This window comes from Chryseobacterium sp. CS3K3.1, from assembly GCF_059515165.1.
This window is the reverse complement of the sequence record NZ_JCAKRV010000006.1, coordinates 174,431-194,101: the sequence shown is the minus strand read 5'-3', so window position 1 is coordinate 194,101 and position 19,671 is coordinate 174,431. Positions and strand designations below refer to the sequence as shown.

Genomic DNA, 19,671 nt, shown 5'->3' with positions numbered 1-19,671 from the left:
TTTATCTTATAGTTTCTTTTTGTAGCTTAATAATTTGTTCTGCAAGTTCGACACCGATTTTTTCCTGCGCATCCACTGTATTGCCTCCTACATGAGGGGAAAGTGATAATGCGGGATTCATCAGTAAAGGCAGTTCCGGATTGGGTTCGTTTTCAAAAACGTCCAGTGCTGCTCCGGCTACTTTTCCCGACTCGATAAAATCGATAAGTGCCACTTCATTGATGACACCACCTCTTGCAGTATTCACAATATAGACTCCATCTTTCATTTTTTCAAACTGAGGGGTGTCTATAATATACTCATTCGTTTTCGGCGTATTGATACTGATGAAGTCTGCATCTTTAAGGAATGCATCCATATTATTGGTGGAAGTGATTTCAAAGTTCACAGACTGTCCGTTGAAGAAGTTCAGCGTAAGAACTTCTGTTTTCGGGCTTCTGGTCAGAACAGTTACTTTCATTCCTAAAGCGATTCCTATTTTTACAACTTCCTGGCCAATACTTCCAAAGCCGATTACTCCTAATGTTTTTCCTGAAAGTTCATACGCATTACTGAATGACTTTTTCATGGCGTTGAAATGAGTTTCTCCTTCCAGAGGCATCAGCCTGTTGGATTCGTGAAGGAATCTTGCCAGTGAAATAAAGTGGCCAAAAACCAGTTCTGCCACTGATTTTGAGGATGCTGTGGGAGTGTTGATTACTTTAACACCTTTACTTCTGGCATATTCCACATCAATATTATCCATTCCGATACCGCCTCTTCCAATGATTTTAAGGCCGGGGCAAGCATCAATCAGATCCTGTCTCACTTTCGTTGCACTTCTTACCAGAAGAACATCCACATTATTATCGTTGATAAAATTAATAACGTGATCCTGAGCCACTCTATTGTCCAGAATATCAATTCCGGCTTCTTTTAAAGTGTTTTCTCCTGCTTTTGAAATTCCGTCGTTTGCTAAAACTTTCATGAATTATTTGATTTAAAGATTGAAAGAATTACCATTTCAACATTTTAAAACTGGGGCGCAAATTAATAAATTTTAATGAACTGCCTTTAATTCTTTCAATCTTTGAATTTTTTACTATTTAATTTACTTGACAGACTTCATTACATCTACCAAAACCTGTACGCTTTCAATTGGCAGGGCATTGTACAAACTTGCTCTGTAACCGCCAAGACTTCTGTGTCCGTTTAAGCCGCTGATTCCTGCTGCTTTCCATGCATTGTCAAATTCTTCTTTCTTGCTTTCGTCTGTAATTTTGAAAGAAACATTCATTAACGAACGGTCTTCTTTTACGCAGAACGTTTCAAATAGCGGGTTGCTGTCGATTTCATCATATAAAAGCTTAGCTTTAGCTTCATTTCTTTGTTCTGCAGCAGCAATTCCTCCGTTTCTTTCAAGATACTGAAGGGTAAGTAAAGAAGCATATACAGGAAATACCGGTGGGGTATTGTACATGGATTCTTTAGCAATGTGCTGGGAATAATCCAGAATAGAAAACATATTTTCTCTTCCTGTTTTACCAAGAATTTCTTTTTTGATAACCACTAAAGTAACTCCTGCAGGTCCCATATTTTTCTGAGCACCGGCATAGATCAGGTCAAATTTTGAAAAATCCAGTTGTCTTGAGAAAATATCAGAACTCATATCACATACCATCAGTGTATCCACTTCAGGGAAGGATTTCATTTGAGTTCCGTAGATGGTGTTGTTGGAAGTACAGTGAAAATAATCGTATTCTGAACCAACAGTATAGTCTTTAGGAATAAAAGAATAATTGTCTTCTTTTGAAGAACCTACTACATCTACCGTTCCCACTTTTTTAGCTTCTTTGATGGCTCCTGCTGCCCATGTTCCTGTATCCAGGTAAGCTGCTTTTCCACCTACTTTCATCAGGTTGTAAGGAACCATTGCAAACTGCAGGCTGGCTCCGCCTCCTAAATAAAGTACCTCATAATCATCACCAAGATTCATCAATCTTTTTACAATGGCACGCGCTTCGTCCATTACCGCAACGAAATCCTTGCTTCTGTGAGAAATTTCAAGAAGAGACAATCCGATGCCGTTAAAGTCAAGGATAGCCTGTGCTGATTTTTCAAATACTTCCTGTGGTAAAATACATGGTCCTGCGCTGAAGTTGTGCTTTTTGTTCATATTTTTATTTTTTGGGTGCTTTGGGATTTCAATATCCTTCAGCTTTATTTTGATTTATTGGATTTTGGGTTAAAAAAAGCCGCCTCACAGATGATGAGACGGAATTTTTTTATTCGCCGTGTAAGAATGCTTTTTTATTAAGAAGAGCTTCTTCAGACTCTACATGATCTTCATCTGGCACACAGCAGTCTACCGGACATACAGCTGCACACTGAGGTTCTTCGTGGAATCCTTTACATTCTGTACATTTATCTGTTACAATGAAGTACACATCATCACTTACAGGTTCCTGTGGTGCATTGGCATCTACAGTAAGTCCCGACGGCATCGTAATTGTACCTTGAAGAGCCGTACCGTCAGAAGCTTTCCAATCTACAGCTCCTTCATATATTGCATTGTTTGGGCATTCTGGTTCACAAGCCCCACAGTTAATGCATTCATCAGTTATTTTAATAGCCATCGCTAATTTTTTTTAAATTTGCACAAAATTACAAAATTTTACCCAATTTTAAAGTAATTATGAATACCGAAAATCAAGTTTTAGGACTTATTAAATTAAGTGATTATATAAAAGCGTTTTTAGCGAAGAAACCGGAAGATCACAATGAAGATGATTCTGATATTGAATTATTATTGAAAAGGTCTGAAATAGAGAACCCGTGGTTTACTATTGATAATCAGAAATTTGCTTTACAGCAATGGACAGATCTTCTGACTGAAGAAAACATCAAAAACTGGCTTGGAAATTATTCTATCTCTAAAATTTCAAAAAGAGTTGGACTTATTTTAGCCGGAAATATCCCTTTAGTAGGGCTTCATGATGTAATTTCTGTAATTCTGGCCAACCATATTCCTGTCATTAAGCTGTCTTCAAAAGATAAGTATATGATTCCGTTTTTATTGAAGAAATGGAATGAGTTTTCCAATGAAAATGTAGCTTTTGAGTTTGTTGAAAAATTAGAAAATTTTGATGCCGTCATTGCAACAGGAAGTAATAATACAGCGAGATATCTGGAATATTATTTCAAGAATCATTTGAGTATCATCCGTAAAAACAGGACTTCAATTGCTGTTTTGAAGGGTGATGAGACAAATGAAGAACTGCAGCTTTTAGCAAAAGATATTTTCCAGTATTTCGGATTGGGATGTAGAAATGTAACGAGGATTTTTATTCCGCAGGATTTTGTGATTGACAGGCTGTTTGAAAACTTCTTAGGCTTTCAGGATATTATCAATCATAACAAATATGCCAACAATTATGATTATAACAGAGCGGTTTATCTTTTAAATCAGGATAAATTCTGGGATAATAATTTTGTGATGCTTAAAGAGGATGATAAACTGTTCAGCCCGCTTTCTGTAATCAATTTCAGCAGGTATGAATCATTGGATGATGTGAAAAGCTTTATTGCAGAAAATGAAGAAAATATTCAGTGCGTTGTGGCAAAAGATGAGTTGGAAATGAATGCGATTCCTTTTGGTGAAGCACAAAATCCGGGACTTGATACCTATGCTGATAATGTAGATACAATGAAATTTTTAGAACTGGTCTGATTTTCGTATCTTCCATCACTTATTTCACCAGAACAAAAATGAATACTATGAAAAAATTATTGCTGGGACTTGCTCTTGTGGGGGCACAGCTGGTTTTTGCACAGAAAGTAACAGGTGCAAAGGTTGAAAACAGTACCCAAAAAGAACAGCAGGCTTCCATAAGTAAGGAAAAGATCAGTTTATATAATGATAATTTCCAGAAGTTCGTTGTAGCTTTGCAGGCTTCAGACCGGAAGGCTATTGATGGATTGATTTCTGAGAAGGTAAAGGAAATCGTAACGGATGATGTTCTTAAGAAGGTCAAAGATGATATTGATCCCAACAAAAAACTTGAAGTCTTAAAGGCCGGATATTATAAAACAATGGACGGAATCAATCACCCGAGTATTAAATACAAATATGCAGGAGAATCTTCCAGGGAAGTTATTACCGCTGTATTTGAGGATGACGGAAAAATTCTTGGGGTATTGCCCTCGAAATAAGACTTAATTTTATTTTCGATTAACAAAAAAATATTAACTATGATGACAGATGTTTTAGTCGCTCATTCCTCAGATGTGGAGAAGGCGAATTTTTACAAGAAGACGTACTTACATGTTGCTTTATCGATTCTTGCATTTATTGGAGTGGAAACGATATTATTAAAAACAGTTCCGGTAGAATTGATTGCGATGATGTTTGGTCAGAGATATATCTGGCTATTGATTATCGGGGTTTTCTGGCTGGCTTCTGTTTTGGCTTCTAAATGGTCACTTTCACAGAGCAAATCTACCCAATATTTAGGATTAGGATTTTACATCTTGCTGGAAGCGATTATTTTCATGCCGCTGCTTTTTATTGCCACTAATATTGAAGGTGGAGCAAATGTTATTTTTCAGGCTGCGACGTTAACTGTTGCTATGTTTGCGGGTATTTCTGCAGTAGCATTCACTTCTAAAAGAGATTTTTCTTTCTTAAGAAATATCATTGTAATCGGTGGATTTATTTCCATCGGACTGATTGTAGGAGGGATGATCTTTGGTTTTAACCTTGGACTGTGGTTCTCGGTAGGAATGGTAATTTTAGCTTCAGCTACTATTCTATATCAGACAAGCAAATTAAAGGATTCATTTGGAACCAACCAATATGTAGGAGCAGCATTGCAGCTTTTTGCTTCGATTATGCTTTTATTCTGGTATATTCTGAGTATTCTGATGAGCAGAAGAAACTAATTGATAAGTTGTCTTTGCTTTAAAATATAGTCCCGGTGATTTTTCATCGGGATTTCTTTTTTTATGTAAACACAAATGTCACAAATGTTTTCACGAATAAACACAATTTACTAATATCAATAGGAACGGGCTTTAGCCCGTTTTACTTTAAATAAATCTTTTCCAACGGCTTCAGCCGAAACTTATAATAATATTTAAATATATTTTTGCCCACAGATTCCACAGATTAACACGGATGCTTGCGTATCTTTATTTGTGTTATTCGTGAAATCGCTCGTGTTATTCGTGTTGTAAACCAAAATCCAAAAAATCCTGATGAAAATATCACCGGGATTTTAATGGGTTATTCTTTACAATTTTTCATACAGCTTCCAGCTTCATGTGACCGGTTAAAGTCCTTTGAAGTAGATTTTAAGTTGAAATAAAAAGATTCTTAAAGAATAGAAAAAGTATAGTAATGAGGAAAACCTCAGGTATTGTAGTTTGTGTTTTTACATTCTTTTGGTTAAAAATAACCGAAAGATGTTATTTGTCAATTGATCCCAAAACCTTCTGAGCAAAAGAGTTTAAAGCATCTTTTTCGCTCATTCCGTTTTGTACATTCGCGTGAACTTCTAAAGCTCCACAGATGTTGGTGATCAATTCTCCTGCAACATTCAGATCTTCTTCGCTTGTTCCTCTGAATTCGCAGAAACTTTCCAGTACTTCTAATGTTTTTTCAAGATTTTCAGGAGTCTGATTCTGGTAAAACTGTCTGATTACGGGTAATTTCATTATGCTAATTCGTTAAAAAGGTTAATTAAACTTTCTGCCTGGTTAGATTGAACCTGGTTCACCAGTTCTCCGTTTTTAAAGATGGCGAAGGTAGGTAAGTTATCTACTTTTGCTAATTTTCTGCTTTCAGGAAGCTTTTCTGCATCTACATATAAAAATGGAATAGAATCATTTTCAGAGGCTAATTTTTTGAATTTCGGCTTCATGATTCTGCAGTTTCCGCACCATGTTGCGCCATATTGAACGACTACTTTTTCGTTTTCGTTAACTATATTCTGTAATGTATCTTCGGTTAATTCTGTGTACATAAGTTTATTTTTAAAAAAATAAACAATGTAACAATCTAAAAAATTGACCAATCTAACAATTCAAGAAATGACTTTTCAAATTGTTATACTGTTAGATTGTTACATTGTTATATTTAAATTAAGATATTAATTTTTTGCTAAGTATTCTGCTGTAGAAGTTCTGTCAGCTTTCATTGCTTCTTTTCCTTCTTCCCAGTTTGCAGGACATACTTCACCATGTTTCTGTACGTGAGTGTAAGCGTCGATTAATCTTAAGAATTCTTTTACGTTTCTTCCCAAAGGCATATCATTTACCGCTTCGTGGAAAATTTTTCCGGTTTCGTCGATAAGGTAAGTTGCTCTGTAAGTTACGTTAGAACCTGTGAAAACTTCGTTTCCATCTTCATCATATTCAAAATCCTGATCAACAATTCCCAAAGTGTTAGCCAATTGTCTGTGAGTATCAGCTAAAAGCGGGTAAGTTACTCCTTCAATTCCTCCGTTATCTTTTGGAGTGTTCAACCAAGCGAAGTGTACTTCGTTAGTATCACAAGAAGCACCGATTACTTTAGTGTTTCTTTTTTCGAACTCACCTAAAGCCTCCTGGAAAGCGTGAAGCTCAGTAGGGCATACGAAAGTGAAATCTTTAGGGTACCAGAATAAAAGAACTTTTTGCTGGTTGTTTACTGCTTCATCAAGGATGTTGATTCTTAAATCGTCACCCATCTCAGACATTGCGTCAATTGTTAAGTTTGGGAATTTTTTTCCTACTAAAGACATAATTTTTCTGTTTTTATATTTAAATTTCTTATGCAAATATATAAAAGATTCATCTATCGAACAAACTAAAATCGATAAATAAAATCTATAATTGTTTTTGATCTGCAGCTAAATAAAAAAGCCCTGATATCAGGGCTTTTTGTTTATTTTAATAACCAAAGATCTCAGTTAAATTAAGTTTTTTTACTTCGCCTAATTTCTGCATATCGGCCTCATTTACTTTGTCCTGAGAAGCGATAAGGCAATAGGTATAGTTTTTATTCTTCATTTCTTTATCATGGAAAGAATTGATATCTGTGAAAGACAGTTTGGGAGCCTGTTCATAAACATTCTTTCTCATGTCAAAGTTGTTTCCAAGCTTTTGAGATTTCAGATAAGAGAAGATGATTCCATCCTGAGTAATTCTCTCAGCGGCAATAGATTTTTTCAATCCGCTTTTCGCTGTTTCGAATAACTGCTCAGATTTCGGAAGGGTAGTCAGAAGCTCATTCATAGCTGTTGTAGACTCATTGAATTTGTCTGCCTGCGTTCCTACATAAGCCATCACCATATCTTTGTCTGTTTTCTTACTTGGAAGGGCAAAGTAAGAATATGTGGAGTAGGCAAGCGCCTTAGATTCTCTGATGGTCTGGAAAACAATAGATCCCATTCCTCCCCCGAAATAGTTGTTGAATAAACTTACCGTTGGAGTAGCAGATGGATTGTATTGTTCAGAATTTCTTACCCAGAACACTTCTGCCTGTACCATATCATAATGAGCAAATAAAACCTTGTTCTTATCAGTTGGGATCTGAGCGAAAGTTTTAGACTTAGGAAGATCTTTCAGGGTGGCAGGAAGTTTGTGGACAGGTTTCAAAGCTGCCACCACTTCATTTCCTGATTTGGGTCCGTAATACAATACTTTATGTTTGAAATTGAACAGATCATGAAGCACATTAATTAAATCTTCTGCTTTCAATGCATCAAGTTCAGCATCGCTCAGTACATTGTTGAAAGGATTTTGAGGACCGTATTGAGCGTAACTTCTCAATCCTGACATAATTACTCCTTTATTCTGTTTTGCGTTCGCTCTCGCTTTCTTAAGCCTAACTTTGTAAGCATCAAGAGCAGCCTGGTCTGCCTGACAGTTTTTGATTAAATCTTCAAATAAAGAAATGGTTTTATCAAAGTTTTCATTCAGACCTTCCAGTGATACGTAAGTTTCTTCGTTTCCTGCACTCACATTGAAGCTTGAGGCAAGTTTATAGAATTCCTTACTGATGATCTCCGAAGACTTATCTTTCGTTCCCAGATACTGAAGATATTCTGCTGCCAATGGAAGGATTTTGTTGTTCCATTTTCCTGAATCAAAGTGGTAATACATTCTGAATAAAGCATTGTCTGTATTTTTTACAGAAAGTACATCCACATCAGCTAATTTGTTTTTAGCAATGTCTTTGTCATAATTCAACCATACCGGAGCGATAGGGTTTTCAGGCATCTCGTCGATTTTTTTAAGGAAAGGAGACTGGTCTTCTCTGTTAACGGAAACCGGGGTAATCGTTGGCTTATCAACTTTTACAATGCTCTTATCTTCCCCTTTTCTTTTGTAAACTGCAACGTAGTTATTGTTCTGAAGATACTTGGATACGAAATCCATGATATCTTTTTTCGTCAGTTTTGAAATTTCGTCCACATATTCCAGCGATGTTTTGTGGTCAACGTCCGAAGTGAATTCATCCATCAGAATACTTGCTCTGGTTGAGTATTTTTCATCTTTTTGAATGATCCCTTTCTTTTCGTTGTTAACGATTGACTGAATCAGGTCGTCAGAAAACTCGCCCTTTCTCAGTTTGTCAATTTCCTGAAGAAGAAGATTCTTTACTTCATCCAGAGACTGCCCTTCAGTGGGTTTACCCTGTAAAAGTAAAACGGAATAATCTTTCAATGCATAAGAACCAGCGTATGCACCCAGTAATTTCTGTTTTTTTACCAGATCAAGATCGATCAGCCCTGCCTGTCCGTTGGTAAGCATATTTCCAACAAGATTCAGCATTCTGGCGTCTTTTGTAGAAGCTCCCGGAAATCTGAAACCAAGCATTACGTTTTCAGGATTCGGTCCTACCACTTCTTTTACAATCGGAGCAGTGATCGGTTTTTCCTGTCCAACTTTATATTCAGGGATTGCTTTAGGCTTCATATAAGAGAAAGCCTTGTCAATTTTTGCAATCACTTCATCCGGATTAAAATCTCCGGACATGATGATTCCCATGTTATTAGGAACATAATAATTGTTATAATATTCTCTGATCGCATGCAGAGAAGGGTTTTTCAGGTGTTCAATGGTTCCGATGGTGGTTTGCTTTCCGTAATTGTTGTTAGGGAAAAGGTTGGCAAACATCGTATCGAAAACCTTGTCTCCATCATCATCAAGAGATCTGTTTTTTTCTTCGTATACGGCCTCAAGCTCTGTGTGGAAAAGTCTCAGAACCGGTTCCCTGAATCGTTCAGCCTGTACTGCAAGGAATTTGTCAAGAACATTCGCAGGTACATCTTCCGTGTACACCGTTTGTTCAAAAGAAGTGAAGGCATTGGTGCCATCAGCTCCCATACCGGCCATCATTTTATCATATTCATTGGCGATTGCAAATTTTGCTGCTTCTCCTGAAACCCTGTCAATTTCTTTGTAGATTTCTTTTCTTTTGGCTTCGTCCTTAGTCTGATTGTACTTTTCGTAAAGAGCATCAATCTGGTCTAAAAGAGGCTTTTCCTTTGCCCAGTCTTTAGATCCGAACTGGTTGGTTCCTTTAAAAAGCATATGCTCCAGGTAATGGGCAAGGCCGGTGTGGTCTGCAGGATCTGTTTTACTTCCGGCTTTTGTGGCGATATACGTCTGGATTCTCGGATCCTTGTTGGTAGGACTTAAAATAACCGTTAAACCGTTTTTCAAAGTGTAATACCTTGCAGAAGTAGGGTCATTGGTTACGTACCTGTATTGGTAGCCGTTCGAAGTAGCTTCTTTCCATTGGAAATCCTGGCCAAAAGCATATCCGGCAAAACTTGCAGCGGCAATACTTGTAGCGATGGTTAGTTTTTTTAACAGATTCATTGCTGTCGTTTTATTTGGGGTTATTAGTTTTTTGTTAATTGAATTTCTCCAACAAGTCTTTAATTCTTCTCATCGCCTCTCTCAGCTCTTCCTCAGAAGCGGCATAAGAGAATCTGATACATTCCGGACTTCCGAAAGAGAATCCGCCTACACATCCAACATGAGCATTTTCCAGAAGGAACATGGCAAAGTCGTCAGAATTTTTAATTTCTGTTCCATCTAGGGTTTTTCCAATATAATACGAAATATCAGGGAAGAAATAGAAGGCTGCCTTTGGAAGGACCACTTTGAATCCCGGGATTTCTTTGATCAGTTCATAGACAAGATCTCTTCTTTTTTTGAAGGCATCAATCATGTATCTGTATTCGGAAGGGTCTGCTTTCAGGGCAACGATAGACGCTCTCTGGGCTACTGTATTGGCCCCGCTGGTCATCTGTCCCTGTACTTTTTCACAAGCTTTTGCCAGCCATTCAGGACATGCGGAATACCCGATTCTCCATCCGGTCATCGCAAATGCCTTTGACATTCCGTTGATTACAGCTGTCTGTTCATAAACTTCAGGAAACTGGGCAATCGAAGTGGTATTCGTTTCGTAATTGATGTATTCATAAATCTCGTCAGAAATTATCGTTATCTGAGGGTATTTGGCAATTACTTTGGCGATGGATTTTAATTCATCATAAGTGTAGTATCCTCCTGATGGGTTACATGGCGAGCTGAAAAGTACCGCTTTGGTTTTCTCTGTAATAGCTTCTTCAAGCTGTTCGGCAGTCACTTTGAAATCGGTAACATACGAGGTAGGAAGTATTACGGAAGTTCCGCCCATCATTTTTACCATTTCATCATAACTTACCCAGTAAGGTGCTGGAAGAAGAACTTCATCGCCATCATTGATAATAGCTGCCAAAACATTGATGATAGCCTGTTTGGCTCCGTTGGAAACACAGATCTGGGAAGGTTTGTATTCCAGATTATTATCCCTTTTTAATTTATAAGCAATAGCCTCGCGCAATTCCAGAAATCCCGGAACCGGAGAATAGTGGCTGTAATTTTGATTGATGGCATCGAATGCTGCCTGTTTGATATTGTCCGGAACATCGAAATCCGGTTCGCCAAGAGTTAAACTGATCACATCTATTCCGTTGGCTTTCATTTCTCTGGCTTTGTTTGACATAACAAATGTCTGTGAGTATCCTAATCTTTTTACTCTATCTGAAAGTTTATCCATTGTATTTTTTTGAATTTTAACAAATATATAATAAAAACGTGGTGTGGAGGTAATAAAAATAGGGGTCTTTTAAAGATTTTTATCAGGTTTTTGTCAAATTGTCTTCTGGGTTATAAAAATATTCTATTTTGAAGTAAGAGATTGATTTCAATCTTATTTTAGCCAAAAAACCGTAATTCAAAATAAATTATTGCAAGGAATAATTTTGCAGTGTAGGTTTTGTATCTTTAAACAATCTAAGACCGCTTCTATGAAATATTCTGTTTTTTTATTGCTCATTTCATGTTCTTTTTTCTCTCAAAAAAATTCAAAAGATGATGAAGTGAAAAAATATGTCTCGCAGGTGAATGAAGATTCATTAAAATCATATATCGGGAAGTTGGTAAGCTTTGAAACCCGGCATACCCTAAGTTCAACAGATGACCCAAAGCGTGGAATAGGTGCGGCAAGGAACTGGGTGATCAGAAAATTCAATGATTATGCTAAAAATTCGGGTGGAAGAATGGAAGTGTATCTGCAGCAGGAAGGCATTCAGCCGGATGGAAAACGAATTGACAAAGCAGTAAACCTTGGAAATGCTGTTGCTTTTCTGAAAGGAACAGATCCAAATGATAAAAGAATTTTCCTGATCGGAGGACATCTGGATTCCAGGGTAACGGATGTGATGAACAGAAATTCCAAAGCGCCTGGTGCCAATGATGATGGCAGCGGAGTAAGTGCTGTGATAGAATCTGCAAGAATACTGAGCAAATCTTCGTTTCCGGCGTCTGTTATTTTTGTAGCATTTTCCGGTGAAGAACAGTCATTGTTAGGATCTAAACAGTTGGCTGAAAAAATAAAAAGAGAAAATCTGCAGCTGGAAGCGGTTTTGAATAATGATATGATCGGCAATCCAAAAGCAGGAGAAACAGGAGAGATCAATACCCGTATTCTTCGTGTATTCAGTGAAGGCCTGCCTTATAAAGATCTTGATAAAAAAGCGATGATGATCAGAAATCTTGGTTTTGAAAACGACAGTGAATCCAGACAGCTTGCCCGCTATATCAAAGAAGTTACGGAAGAATATGTCAAAGGGCTGGAGATCAAACTGATCTACAGAAATGACAGATTTCTGCGCGGAGGAGATCACACCAGTTTTGTGAATAATGGATTTCCTTCTGTAAGACTGACCGAGTATTATGAAAATTACGACCATCAGCATCAGGATATTAGAGTTGAAAACAATAAGCAGTATGGCGATCTTCCTGAATTTATCGATTTTAAATATCTGAAAAAGAATGTTGCGGCCAATATTGCTGTCCTTGCCAATCTTGCAAAATCTCCTTCAAAACCGGAGAAAGTTGAAATGGATGTAAAGGAGCTGACGAATTCCACCACTTTACATTGGGAAAAACCAAAATCCGGAATACCAGCAGGATATTATGTGCTGGCAAGGGAAACAGACAGTCCGGTATGGCAGAAAAAAATATTCACCACAGGACTTTCTATGAAGATTCCGCTTTCTAAAGACAATTATATTTTCGCCGTACAGAGCGTGAGCCCGTCAGGAAACCTGAGTGTCCCTGTTATACCGGGAATTGCAAAGTGATGGATTGTGCTGAAAACCAGAATTTACATCAGGACCAGGAAAAGTTGATTTGAATACAAGAGAAATAAAACTTATTTTTGCGGTTTATAATAATTCACATGTCTGCATCGTTACTATTAAAATATTTCCCGGATCTTACTGAAAAACAGAAAGAACAGTTCTCCAAATTGGAAAATCTGTACAATGAATGGAATGAAAAGATCAATGTAATTTCCAGAAAAGATATGGAATCACTGTATGAAAAGCACATTCTGCACTCGTTGGGAATTGCAAAAGTGATGGAATTTGCACCGGGAACCAAAGTTTTGGATATCGGAACCGGAGGTGGTTTTCCAGGGATTCCTTTGGCGATCCTTTTTCCTGAAGTAGAATTTACCCTGATTGATTCTATTGGGAAGAAAATCAGTGTGGTACAGGCTGTGGCAGACGGAGTAGGATTAACCAATGTAACGGCTATCCATGGAAGAGCAGAAAAGCTGAAAGAAAAATTCCACTTTGTAGTCAGCAGAGCAGTAACCCAGATGCCGGAATTTTTAAGATGGCTGAAAGGGAAATTTGAAAAAGAACAGTTTAATCCTAAACATAACGGAATTTTATATTTAAAAGGTGGTGATCTTGCTGAAGAGCTTGCCGGAATTAAATGTGAAATATTCAATCTTAAACACTATTTTGATGAAGAATTTTTTGATACCAAGAAAGTAGTTTATGTATCAAAAGGTAATTTTAATTCCTGATTTTTACATAAATAAGGAATAATTTTTGCTAATATTTGTTAATAATCAGAAAAGTAAAGGTTATGAAAAAACTTTTAAATATTGGATCTTCAGTATTCCTGTTGGGCGTGCTTCTGGTTTCGTGTAATGATGATGATTACCATACCATCGAATCTATTGATAAAATCAAGATAGACAGCGTAAAAATTGTTAATGATACCATGGACGTTTACGCGATACAGAGCATAAAAACGTATTCCACCTATCCGTCTCATTGTGAAGGATTTTACGGATATGATTATGTTTACAATAATAACCTGGAAAGAACAGTTACTTCCTATAAATATATTACCAACGGCCCCTGTACACAAGGGAAATATGTAGGAGCAAATCAAATTAACTTCAGCCCGCAAAGTAAAGGAACCTATACTTTTAAATTCTGGAATGGAGGAAATAACTGGATTACAAAAACCATTGTAGTAAAATAATGAAGTTGACTTTCGTATTGTGTTTACTGGTAGTGCAGGTAGTGTACGGACAGAAAATTTTCTGGGAGGAAGGCAGAAAGCTAACCTGGGACAATTTTAAAAGCCCGGTTAACAAGAAGAAGAATCCTGATGTGGCAGCTTACACCCATTGTGGCTGGGAATTTTATGCTGAAAAATCTTCCGATCCCAAAGCACCGGTTGCCATTACTATCAAAACACTGTTTCATGAAGATAAATCATGGAAAGATGCCAAAAGAATGAATGATTATATTCTCCTTCATGAGCAGAAGCATTTTGATATTGCAGAATTATTTGTAAGAAAATTCAGAAAAGCTGTTGCTGAAAAAATCAAAAATTCAGGAGACTACAACAAATATTTCAAAGCAATTTACGACGGAATATCCGTTGATTATAAAAACTTCCAGATGGCTTACGACAGAGAAACCCGTCATGGGCTTGATAAAGAAAAACAAACCGAATATAATCAGTCGATTTCTGAACAACTAGACAACTTAAAAAGCTACCAAACCCTTTGAAATTCCTCAATAAGATCATTCACGAACTGCTGGCACAAAACACTGACCTTTCTGCGTTTAATATCATTCTGCCCGGAAAACGTCCCATTGTGTTTATCAGACAGATTCTGGAGGAAAATAACTATTCGGGGTTTCTTCCCAATTTTTTTACGATTGAGGAACTTATCAATAAAATAGCGGATCATCAGACGATTCAGGGGATTCCGTTGTGGCTTTTCTCGTTTGATGTGTACCGAAGCCTGAATCTTATCCCAAGAGATGATTTTTCTGATTTTCTGAAATGGTTTCCCACCTTACAGAAAGACTGGGATGATATCCTGAAATTCTCAGACAGTGATCAGGCAGTACTGCAGTATATGTTTGATGAGGAAAGGATCAAAGAATGGGCCCAGGACCTTGGTGAGGATGACGATGTTCCAAGAAAGAAGTTTCTTAATTTCTGGCAGAATATGAATGTTTTTCTCCCGGTTTTAAAGGAGAGACTGCAGGAGAGAAACTGGGCTACTTCCGGAATGATTCATGAGGCGGCTAAAGCCAGAATTGCTGATTTTGCGAAAAATACCAAAGAAGAATTTGTTTTTTGTGGCTTCAATGCCTTTACTCCGGTAGAAGAAAAGCTTGTAAGAAGCCTTTTGCAGTGGAATAAAGCGCAGTGTTTCTTTCAGGCAGACCGTTATTATTTTAATGATGAAAGACAGGAAGCCGGAAAATTCCTTAGAAATCATAAAACATGGAAAGAATTTGATGATAACAGAGCTTTTCAATGGATAGAAGACGATTTTAATCAACCTAAAAAAATTAAGGTATACGAAGTGTCCGGGAATGTAACCCAGACCAAAGTGCTGCCTGAGATTTTTAAAGAGATCAATAATAAAACCTACTCCAATACGGCAGTTGTACTCCTGGATGAAAACCTTCTTCCAGCCAGTCTTGATGTGATGCATGGTGTTGATAATTTGAATATTACAATGGGATTTCCGTTGAAAAACTTGTCTTTCTCCAATGCCGTGAAACGTCTTTTCTACCTGCAGAAACAATTGGAAAAAAACAAACTGTCTTATTATTACAGAGATGTTTTCCCCATTTTGGAAGAGCTGCCGAAATCAGCAGAAGATGAACAGATTATCAATGAGTTTAAAGCTAAAGTAGAAGAGCGGAATATCGTTTATATTTCCAGAAAACTTTTACATGAACTGCTGGGCGGCCTGTCTTATTATGGCCTTCTTCAGAAAGCAACAGGAACCAACGGTTACCTGGATATGCTTATTGATTTCTGCCAGCAGGTTAAATGGCTTGAAATAGATGATATCCAGTATGAGAATGTCTCTCACTTTGAGAATGCGTTCAGAATCATCAAAAACCAGCTGACTCCCTACAATATTGAAATTAAAATGGAAACGCTGGAAATTCTGATCAACCAGCATATCAATTCTGAAAGTATCGATTTTCAGGGAGAGCCATTACGAGGACTTCAGATTATGGGATTACTGGAAACGCGTCTTCTGAACTTTGAAAACGTTATACTGCTTTCCGTCAACGAAGGAAAACTTCCGCTTGGAAACTCACAGAATACCTATATTCCTTTTGATATCCGGAGATTCTTTGATCTGCATACTTTTCTTGAAAATGACAGCATTTACGCCTATCACTTTTACAGGCTGATTCAGGATGCGAAGAATGTCCATTTGCTGTATAATGCTTTAAGCTCCGGAGTGAATACCGGAGAGAAGAGCCGTTTCATTACCCAGATTGAAATGGAGAGTTCTCATGAGATCGAACATCTCATTATTGAAAATTCTTCAGAACCTATTGCCACCAAACCGATAGAAATTTCCAAGACACCAATTGTACAGGAGCGTCTTCAGAAATGGAAGGAAAAAGTATCTGCTTCCCACCTGACGAGTTATCTTTACAATCCGATTGATTTCTACCTTTCCAAGATTTTAAACACTTCGGAAACGGATGAAATTGAAGAAGAACTGTCGATAAAAAATTACGGAAATCTGGTTCATTATTCACTTCAAGAAGTGTATGAGGTGTTGAAGGGTAAAGTTTTAAAAGAAAGTGATTTAAAGAATTCAGTTAAAGCAGTAGATGAATATATAAATATCGCTATTGAAAAGCTGAAGCACCAGCCGGAATTCTACGAAAAAGGAATGAATTATATCCATAAAGCCATTGCTAAAAAGGTCATTGAAAACGTGCTGAATCATGATCTTGAACTCATAAAGCAAGGCAATAAACTGGAGATTATTGATATTGAAAGAAGGTTTGAAAACATTGATTTTCCTCTTGATGGAAATGATAAAATTTCTTTCTTCGGATTCATTGACAGGATTGATAAACTGAACGGTACTCTGAGAATTATTGATTATAAAACCGCCAGGACTAAAAATCTTACTGTAAAGATCGATCAGGATAACGTAGATGAATATTTCCATAACAGCGACAGGAAGCAGGCCCTTCAGCTTTGTATTTATCATTACGTAGTACAGCACCTTCCTGAGTTTTGGGGTTTCCCGATTGAAACCGGAATCTGGAGTTTTGCAGATGCCAAAAAAGGAATGGTTGCCCTGCAGTTTGATAAAGGAAATATTGATGATGCCATGAAATCTGTGAAAAGCCTTATCCTTGAAATTCTAAATCCAGATATAAATTTCATAGAAACTATAAAAACGTATTAAAAATTTTTAGTATTAATATGTTTTTTTCTATGTGTATTCTCAATAAATAAGCTGGCTTAGAATCGTTTACTTCACGAAATGTTGTGATAAAGCAGGTAAATTTTTGTGTATCTTTACTACTTATTAAAAACTTATAAAGTTTAAATCAGATACATTAAGCACCATCAATGAAAAAGATCCTGATATTTTTAGCTATTGCTTTTTCTCTTATTATCAAATCTCAGCAAAAAAATGATTCCCTGAATATTGCGCTTCAAAATGTAACCAAAGATACAAAGTTTGGTCTTGCACTCAGTGGCGGCGGGGCAAAGGGATTTGCACACATCGGGATTTTAAAAATGATCGATTCATTGGGAATCAAAGTAGATTATATCACAGGAACCAGTATGGGAGGGATTCTGGGAGGCCTATATGCAATGGGATATAATGCTGACCAGTTGAAACATACGATCTATAAAATGGACTGGAGCAGGATTCTGAGTAATAAAATTCCGTACAATAAAGTGAATATCAGTGAGAAGGACGAATATGATAAGTATATCCTTGAATTTCCTGTAGTCAGAGGGTTTCCGACTCTTCCAAGCTCTTATATTGAAGGACAGTACATGGGAGAAGTACTTAATACGCTTACGTTTAATGCAAAGCATATCAATGATTTCAGCAAACTGAGGATTCCCGTGCAGCTTACTTCCTCCGATATTGAAAACGGAGGTCTGGTGATGCAGAAAGAAGGATCACTACCATTGGCTATTCGATCTACATTGGCCATTCCTGCAGCGTTTGCTCCTGTTTATATTGATGGAAAGCTTTTGGTGGATGGCGGTTTGGACCGTAATTATCCGGCTAATGAAGTTCGTGAGATGGGCGCCGATTTTGTGATCGGAGGCTATACCGGATTCAGACTTTTTACGAAAAAGGAGATTGAAAATCCGATGAAGATGATCTATCAGACTCATGCCATCCGCTCTGTAGAAGATTTTAAACATCAGAAAGAATTATCAAATATTCTGGTTGATTTTGTAGATCCTCTGGGAGAAATTACCACGAAAGATTTTGCCAGATTCAGAAGGATCATAAAAATAGGAGAGATGGAGGCGAGAAAGCATCTTCCTGAGTTTGTAGCTCTGGCAGAAGCTCAGCGCAAAGCCGGAATTACGTATGAGCATACAATGATTGAAGAAGTGAAACTGCCTACCACTAAATTTACTTTTAATGAAGAAGACGGAACACCCATTACAGATGCTGCAGAAATTGAAGTGCTGAAAAAGCAGATGGGACTTACGGAAGGGAAGTATTACGACGCAAAAACGGTTAATGAAGCTATAGATCGAGTGTTTGGAATGCGGCAGTATGTAAAGGTGTATTATACCTACACGAATGTAAACGACGGTCTTGTGATGAATGTTTTTGTGAAAAGAGCAAAAAAGGGAGCATTTAAACTGGCGCTGCACTATGATACGGAACAGTCCGTAGGAATTATTGTCAATTATACGTACAGAAATATTCTCCTGAACAGATCCAGGTTTCTGGCAACAGTAGATATTTCCGAACGTTTCAAAGCGAAACTTGCTTACCAGCAGTTCCTGGATAGTGGTGAACGTTTATGGCTGGATCTGGAAGCCAAGATGGTGCACCTGAAAAGTAATGACCTGAACTTCAGGTTGTATGATATCAGTGAAGATGGCGGCGACCGTTTCCCTAACCATATGTACCGCAATATAACCGGAAAGATTGCACTGAATTATAATATCAATCCAAACGCCTATCTTTCATTGGGAACAGAATTCAGTACGGAAAGAATGTACAGCTTACTGGATAAAGTAGACCAGTCGAAGGTAGATAATTACAGCAAAAAGTTGTATAACCACAGCAATTTCAATACTTTCCTGAAATTTGAACAGAATAATCTTAATAAAAGGTATTTTACAACCAGGGGGAATCATCTTCAGGTGAGCACAAGATTTTACTATGGAGATCAGTATGAACTTTATGACCTGAATGTAGTACAGCCTCTTCTTTATCAGATCCTTAACCCGAAAGAATCTTACTATTCCGAGCCTAAAAACCTTGTTTCATTCACGCTGAATGAAAACTTTTTCTATCCCATCACAAGAAGGCTGACCGTAAAAGCAAATGTATTTCTTGGAACGAGTTTCGGTTCCAAAAAAGAAGATAAGGTTCCGTATCTGTTCCTGAACCAAAAGTATAATCTGGGAGGCAGCGAATACAATTACGATCTGTTAAGCCCTGAATTCAATGGTCTACGTCAGAAAGAACTTCCGATGACTTCGGTAGCTAAGGCGGCCATCTCATTTCAATACAGAATTATGAAAAAGCTCTATCTTACCCCGTCATTCAGTTATGGAAAGGTGAGTGAAGAGTTTTCTCCTTTCAATGACAGTTTTGATATGTTTGGCTACGGAGTAAATCTTGGCTATGAATCGCTTATAGGACCTATTGGTCTGAATATTTCCAGAAACAGCCAGCTTGATTTTTCAAGAATATATTTTAGTGTCGGATTTAAGTTTTAAGGATATGCTCCATTTATAATATTTTAAAATTATCGAAGCAAAAAGGCACTTCAT

General features: G+C 37.3%; 17 protein-coding genes. 9 read left to right on the top strand and 8 right to left on the bottom strand.

The features are described from left to right. Position 1: 1 nt before the first annotated feature. The 3 genes from AC5YGI_RS08230 to AC5YGI_RS08220 form a co-directional block, all read right to left on the bottom strand. Positions 2–967 carry a D-2-hydroxyacid dehydrogenase gene (locus AC5YGI_RS08230; RefSeq protein ID WP_496167980.1) on the bottom strand — a complete coding sequence of 322 codons (966 nt, stop codon included), beginning with the start codon at positions 965–967 and terminating at the stop codon, positions 2–4. Positions 968–1,090: 123 nt separating this feature from the next. Further along, positions 1,091–2,155 (bottom strand): 3-phosphoserine/phosphohydroxythreonine transaminase, encoded by a 1,065-nt coding sequence (serC, locus tag AC5YGI_RS08225; RefSeq protein WP_330746152.1) that lies wholly within the window; start codon positions 2,153–2,155, stop codon positions 1,091–1,093. Positions 2,156–2,264: 109 nt separating this feature from the next. Continuing rightward, positions 2,265–2,615 carry a 4Fe-4S binding protein gene (locus AC5YGI_RS08220; RefSeq protein ID WP_126650419.1) on the bottom strand — a complete coding sequence of 117 codons (351 nt, stop codon included), beginning with the start codon at positions 2,613–2,615 and terminating at the stop codon, positions 2,265–2,267. Between the two features lie 59 nt (positions 2,616–2,674). Between AC5YGI_RS08220 and AC5YGI_RS08215 the strand changes: the two genes are divergently transcribed. Genes AC5YGI_RS08215 through AC5YGI_RS08205 form a run of 3 tightly spaced genes read left to right on the top strand, consistent with a single transcriptional unit; the run spans position 2,675 to position 4,920 of the window. After that, positions 2,675–3,709, top strand: coding sequence for an acyl-CoA reductase (locus tag AC5YGI_RS08215; RefSeq protein WP_496167979.1), 1,035 nt, complete (start codon positions 2,675–2,677; stop codon positions 3,707–3,709). A gap of 47 nt (positions 3,710–3,756) precedes the next feature. Beyond that, a complete protein-coding gene (locus AC5YGI_RS08210) occupies positions 3,757–4,191 on the top strand; it encodes a peptidylprolyl isomerase (protein ID WP_496167978.1) in 435 nt (144 codons plus the stop codon). 39 nt (positions 4,192–4,230) lie between these two features. Beyond that, positions 4,231–4,920, top strand: a complete 690-nt coding sequence (locus AC5YGI_RS08205) for a Bax inhibitor-1/YccA family protein (protein ID WP_110008636.1) — start codon at positions 4,231–4,233, stop codon at positions 4,918–4,920. 525 nt (positions 4,921–5,445) lie between these two features. On the opposite strand, the gene AC5YGI_RS08200 is transcribed toward AC5YGI_RS08205, so the two are convergent. The 5 genes from AC5YGI_RS08200 to AC5YGI_RS08180 all read right to left on the bottom strand — a co-directional run bounded on the left by AC5YGI_RS08200 (position 5,446) and on the right by AC5YGI_RS08180 (position 11,077). After that, positions 5,446–5,694: a DUF6952 family protein gene (locus AC5YGI_RS08200; RefSeq protein WP_002980002.1), complete on the bottom strand. Its 249-nt coding sequence runs from the start codon at positions 5,692–5,694 to the stop codon at positions 5,446–5,448. After that, positions 5,694–6,002, bottom strand: a complete 309-nt coding sequence (locus tag AC5YGI_RS08195) for a thioredoxin family protein (RefSeq protein WP_062670320.1) — start codon at positions 6,000–6,002, stop codon at positions 5,694–5,696. The genes AC5YGI_RS08200 and AC5YGI_RS08195 overlap by 1 nt, the downstream gene beginning before the upstream one ends. A gap of 126 nt (positions 6,003–6,128) precedes the next feature. Next, positions 6,129–6,761, bottom strand: a complete 633-nt coding sequence (locus AC5YGI_RS08190; protein ID WP_002980000.1) for a peroxiredoxin — start codon at positions 6,759–6,761, stop codon at positions 6,129–6,131. Positions 6,762–6,909: 148 nt separating this feature from the next. Then, a complete protein-coding gene (locus tag AC5YGI_RS08185; RefSeq protein WP_496167976.1) occupies positions 6,910–9,849 on the bottom strand; it encodes a M16 family metallopeptidase in 2,940 nt (979 codons plus the stop codon). 34 nt (positions 9,850–9,883) lie between these two features. Further along, complete coding sequence (locus AC5YGI_RS08180) at positions 9,884–11,077, bottom strand: pyridoxal phosphate-dependent aminotransferase (protein WP_454510034.1); 1,194 nt, start codon at positions 11,075–11,077, stop codon at positions 9,884–9,886. Between the two features lie 250 nt (positions 11,078–11,327). Here AC5YGI_RS08180 and AC5YGI_RS08175 point away from each other — a divergent pair, with 250 nt between their 5' ends. The 6 genes from AC5YGI_RS08175 (at position 11,328) to AC5YGI_RS08150 (ending at position 19,617) form a co-directional block, all read left to right on the top strand. Continuing rightward, positions 11,328–12,665 (top strand): M20/M25/M40 family metallo-hydrolase, encoded by a 1,338-nt coding sequence (locus AC5YGI_RS08175; RefSeq protein WP_496167975.1) that lies wholly within the window; start codon positions 11,328–11,330, stop codon positions 12,663–12,665. Between the two features lie 98 nt (positions 12,666–12,763). Then, positions 12,764–13,399 carry a 16S rRNA (guanine(527)-N(7))-methyltransferase RsmG gene (gene rsmG / locus AC5YGI_RS08170; RefSeq protein WP_110008640.1) on the top strand — a complete coding sequence of 212 codons (636 nt, stop codon included), beginning with the start codon at positions 12,764–12,766 and terminating at the stop codon, positions 13,397–13,399. A gap of 62 nt (positions 13,400–13,461) precedes the next feature. Continuing rightward, positions 13,462–13,866 (top strand): hypothetical protein, encoded by a 405-nt coding sequence (locus AC5YGI_RS08165; protein ID WP_330746158.1) that lies wholly within the window; start codon positions 13,462–13,464, stop codon positions 13,864–13,866. Continuing rightward, positions 13,866–14,402 (top strand): DUF922 domain-containing protein, encoded by a 537-nt coding sequence (locus AC5YGI_RS08160; RefSeq protein ID WP_496167973.1) that lies wholly within the window; start codon positions 13,866–13,868, stop codon positions 14,400–14,402. Before AC5YGI_RS08165 ends, AC5YGI_RS08160 begins: the two co-directional genes overlap by 1 nt. Next, positions 14,399–17,086, top strand: a complete 2,688-nt coding sequence (locus tag AC5YGI_RS08155) for a PD-(D/E)XK nuclease family protein (protein ID WP_496167972.1) — start codon at positions 14,399–14,401, stop codon at positions 17,084–17,086. The genes AC5YGI_RS08160 and AC5YGI_RS08155 overlap by 4 nt, the downstream gene beginning before the upstream one ends. Positions 17,087–17,253: 167 nt before the next feature. Continuing rightward, positions 17,254–19,617, top strand: a complete 2,364-nt coding sequence (locus AC5YGI_RS08150) for a patatin-like phospholipase family protein (RefSeq protein ID WP_496167971.1) — start codon at positions 17,254–17,256, stop codon at positions 19,615–19,617. The last annotated feature ends 54 nt before the right edge of the window (positions 19,618–19,671 follow it).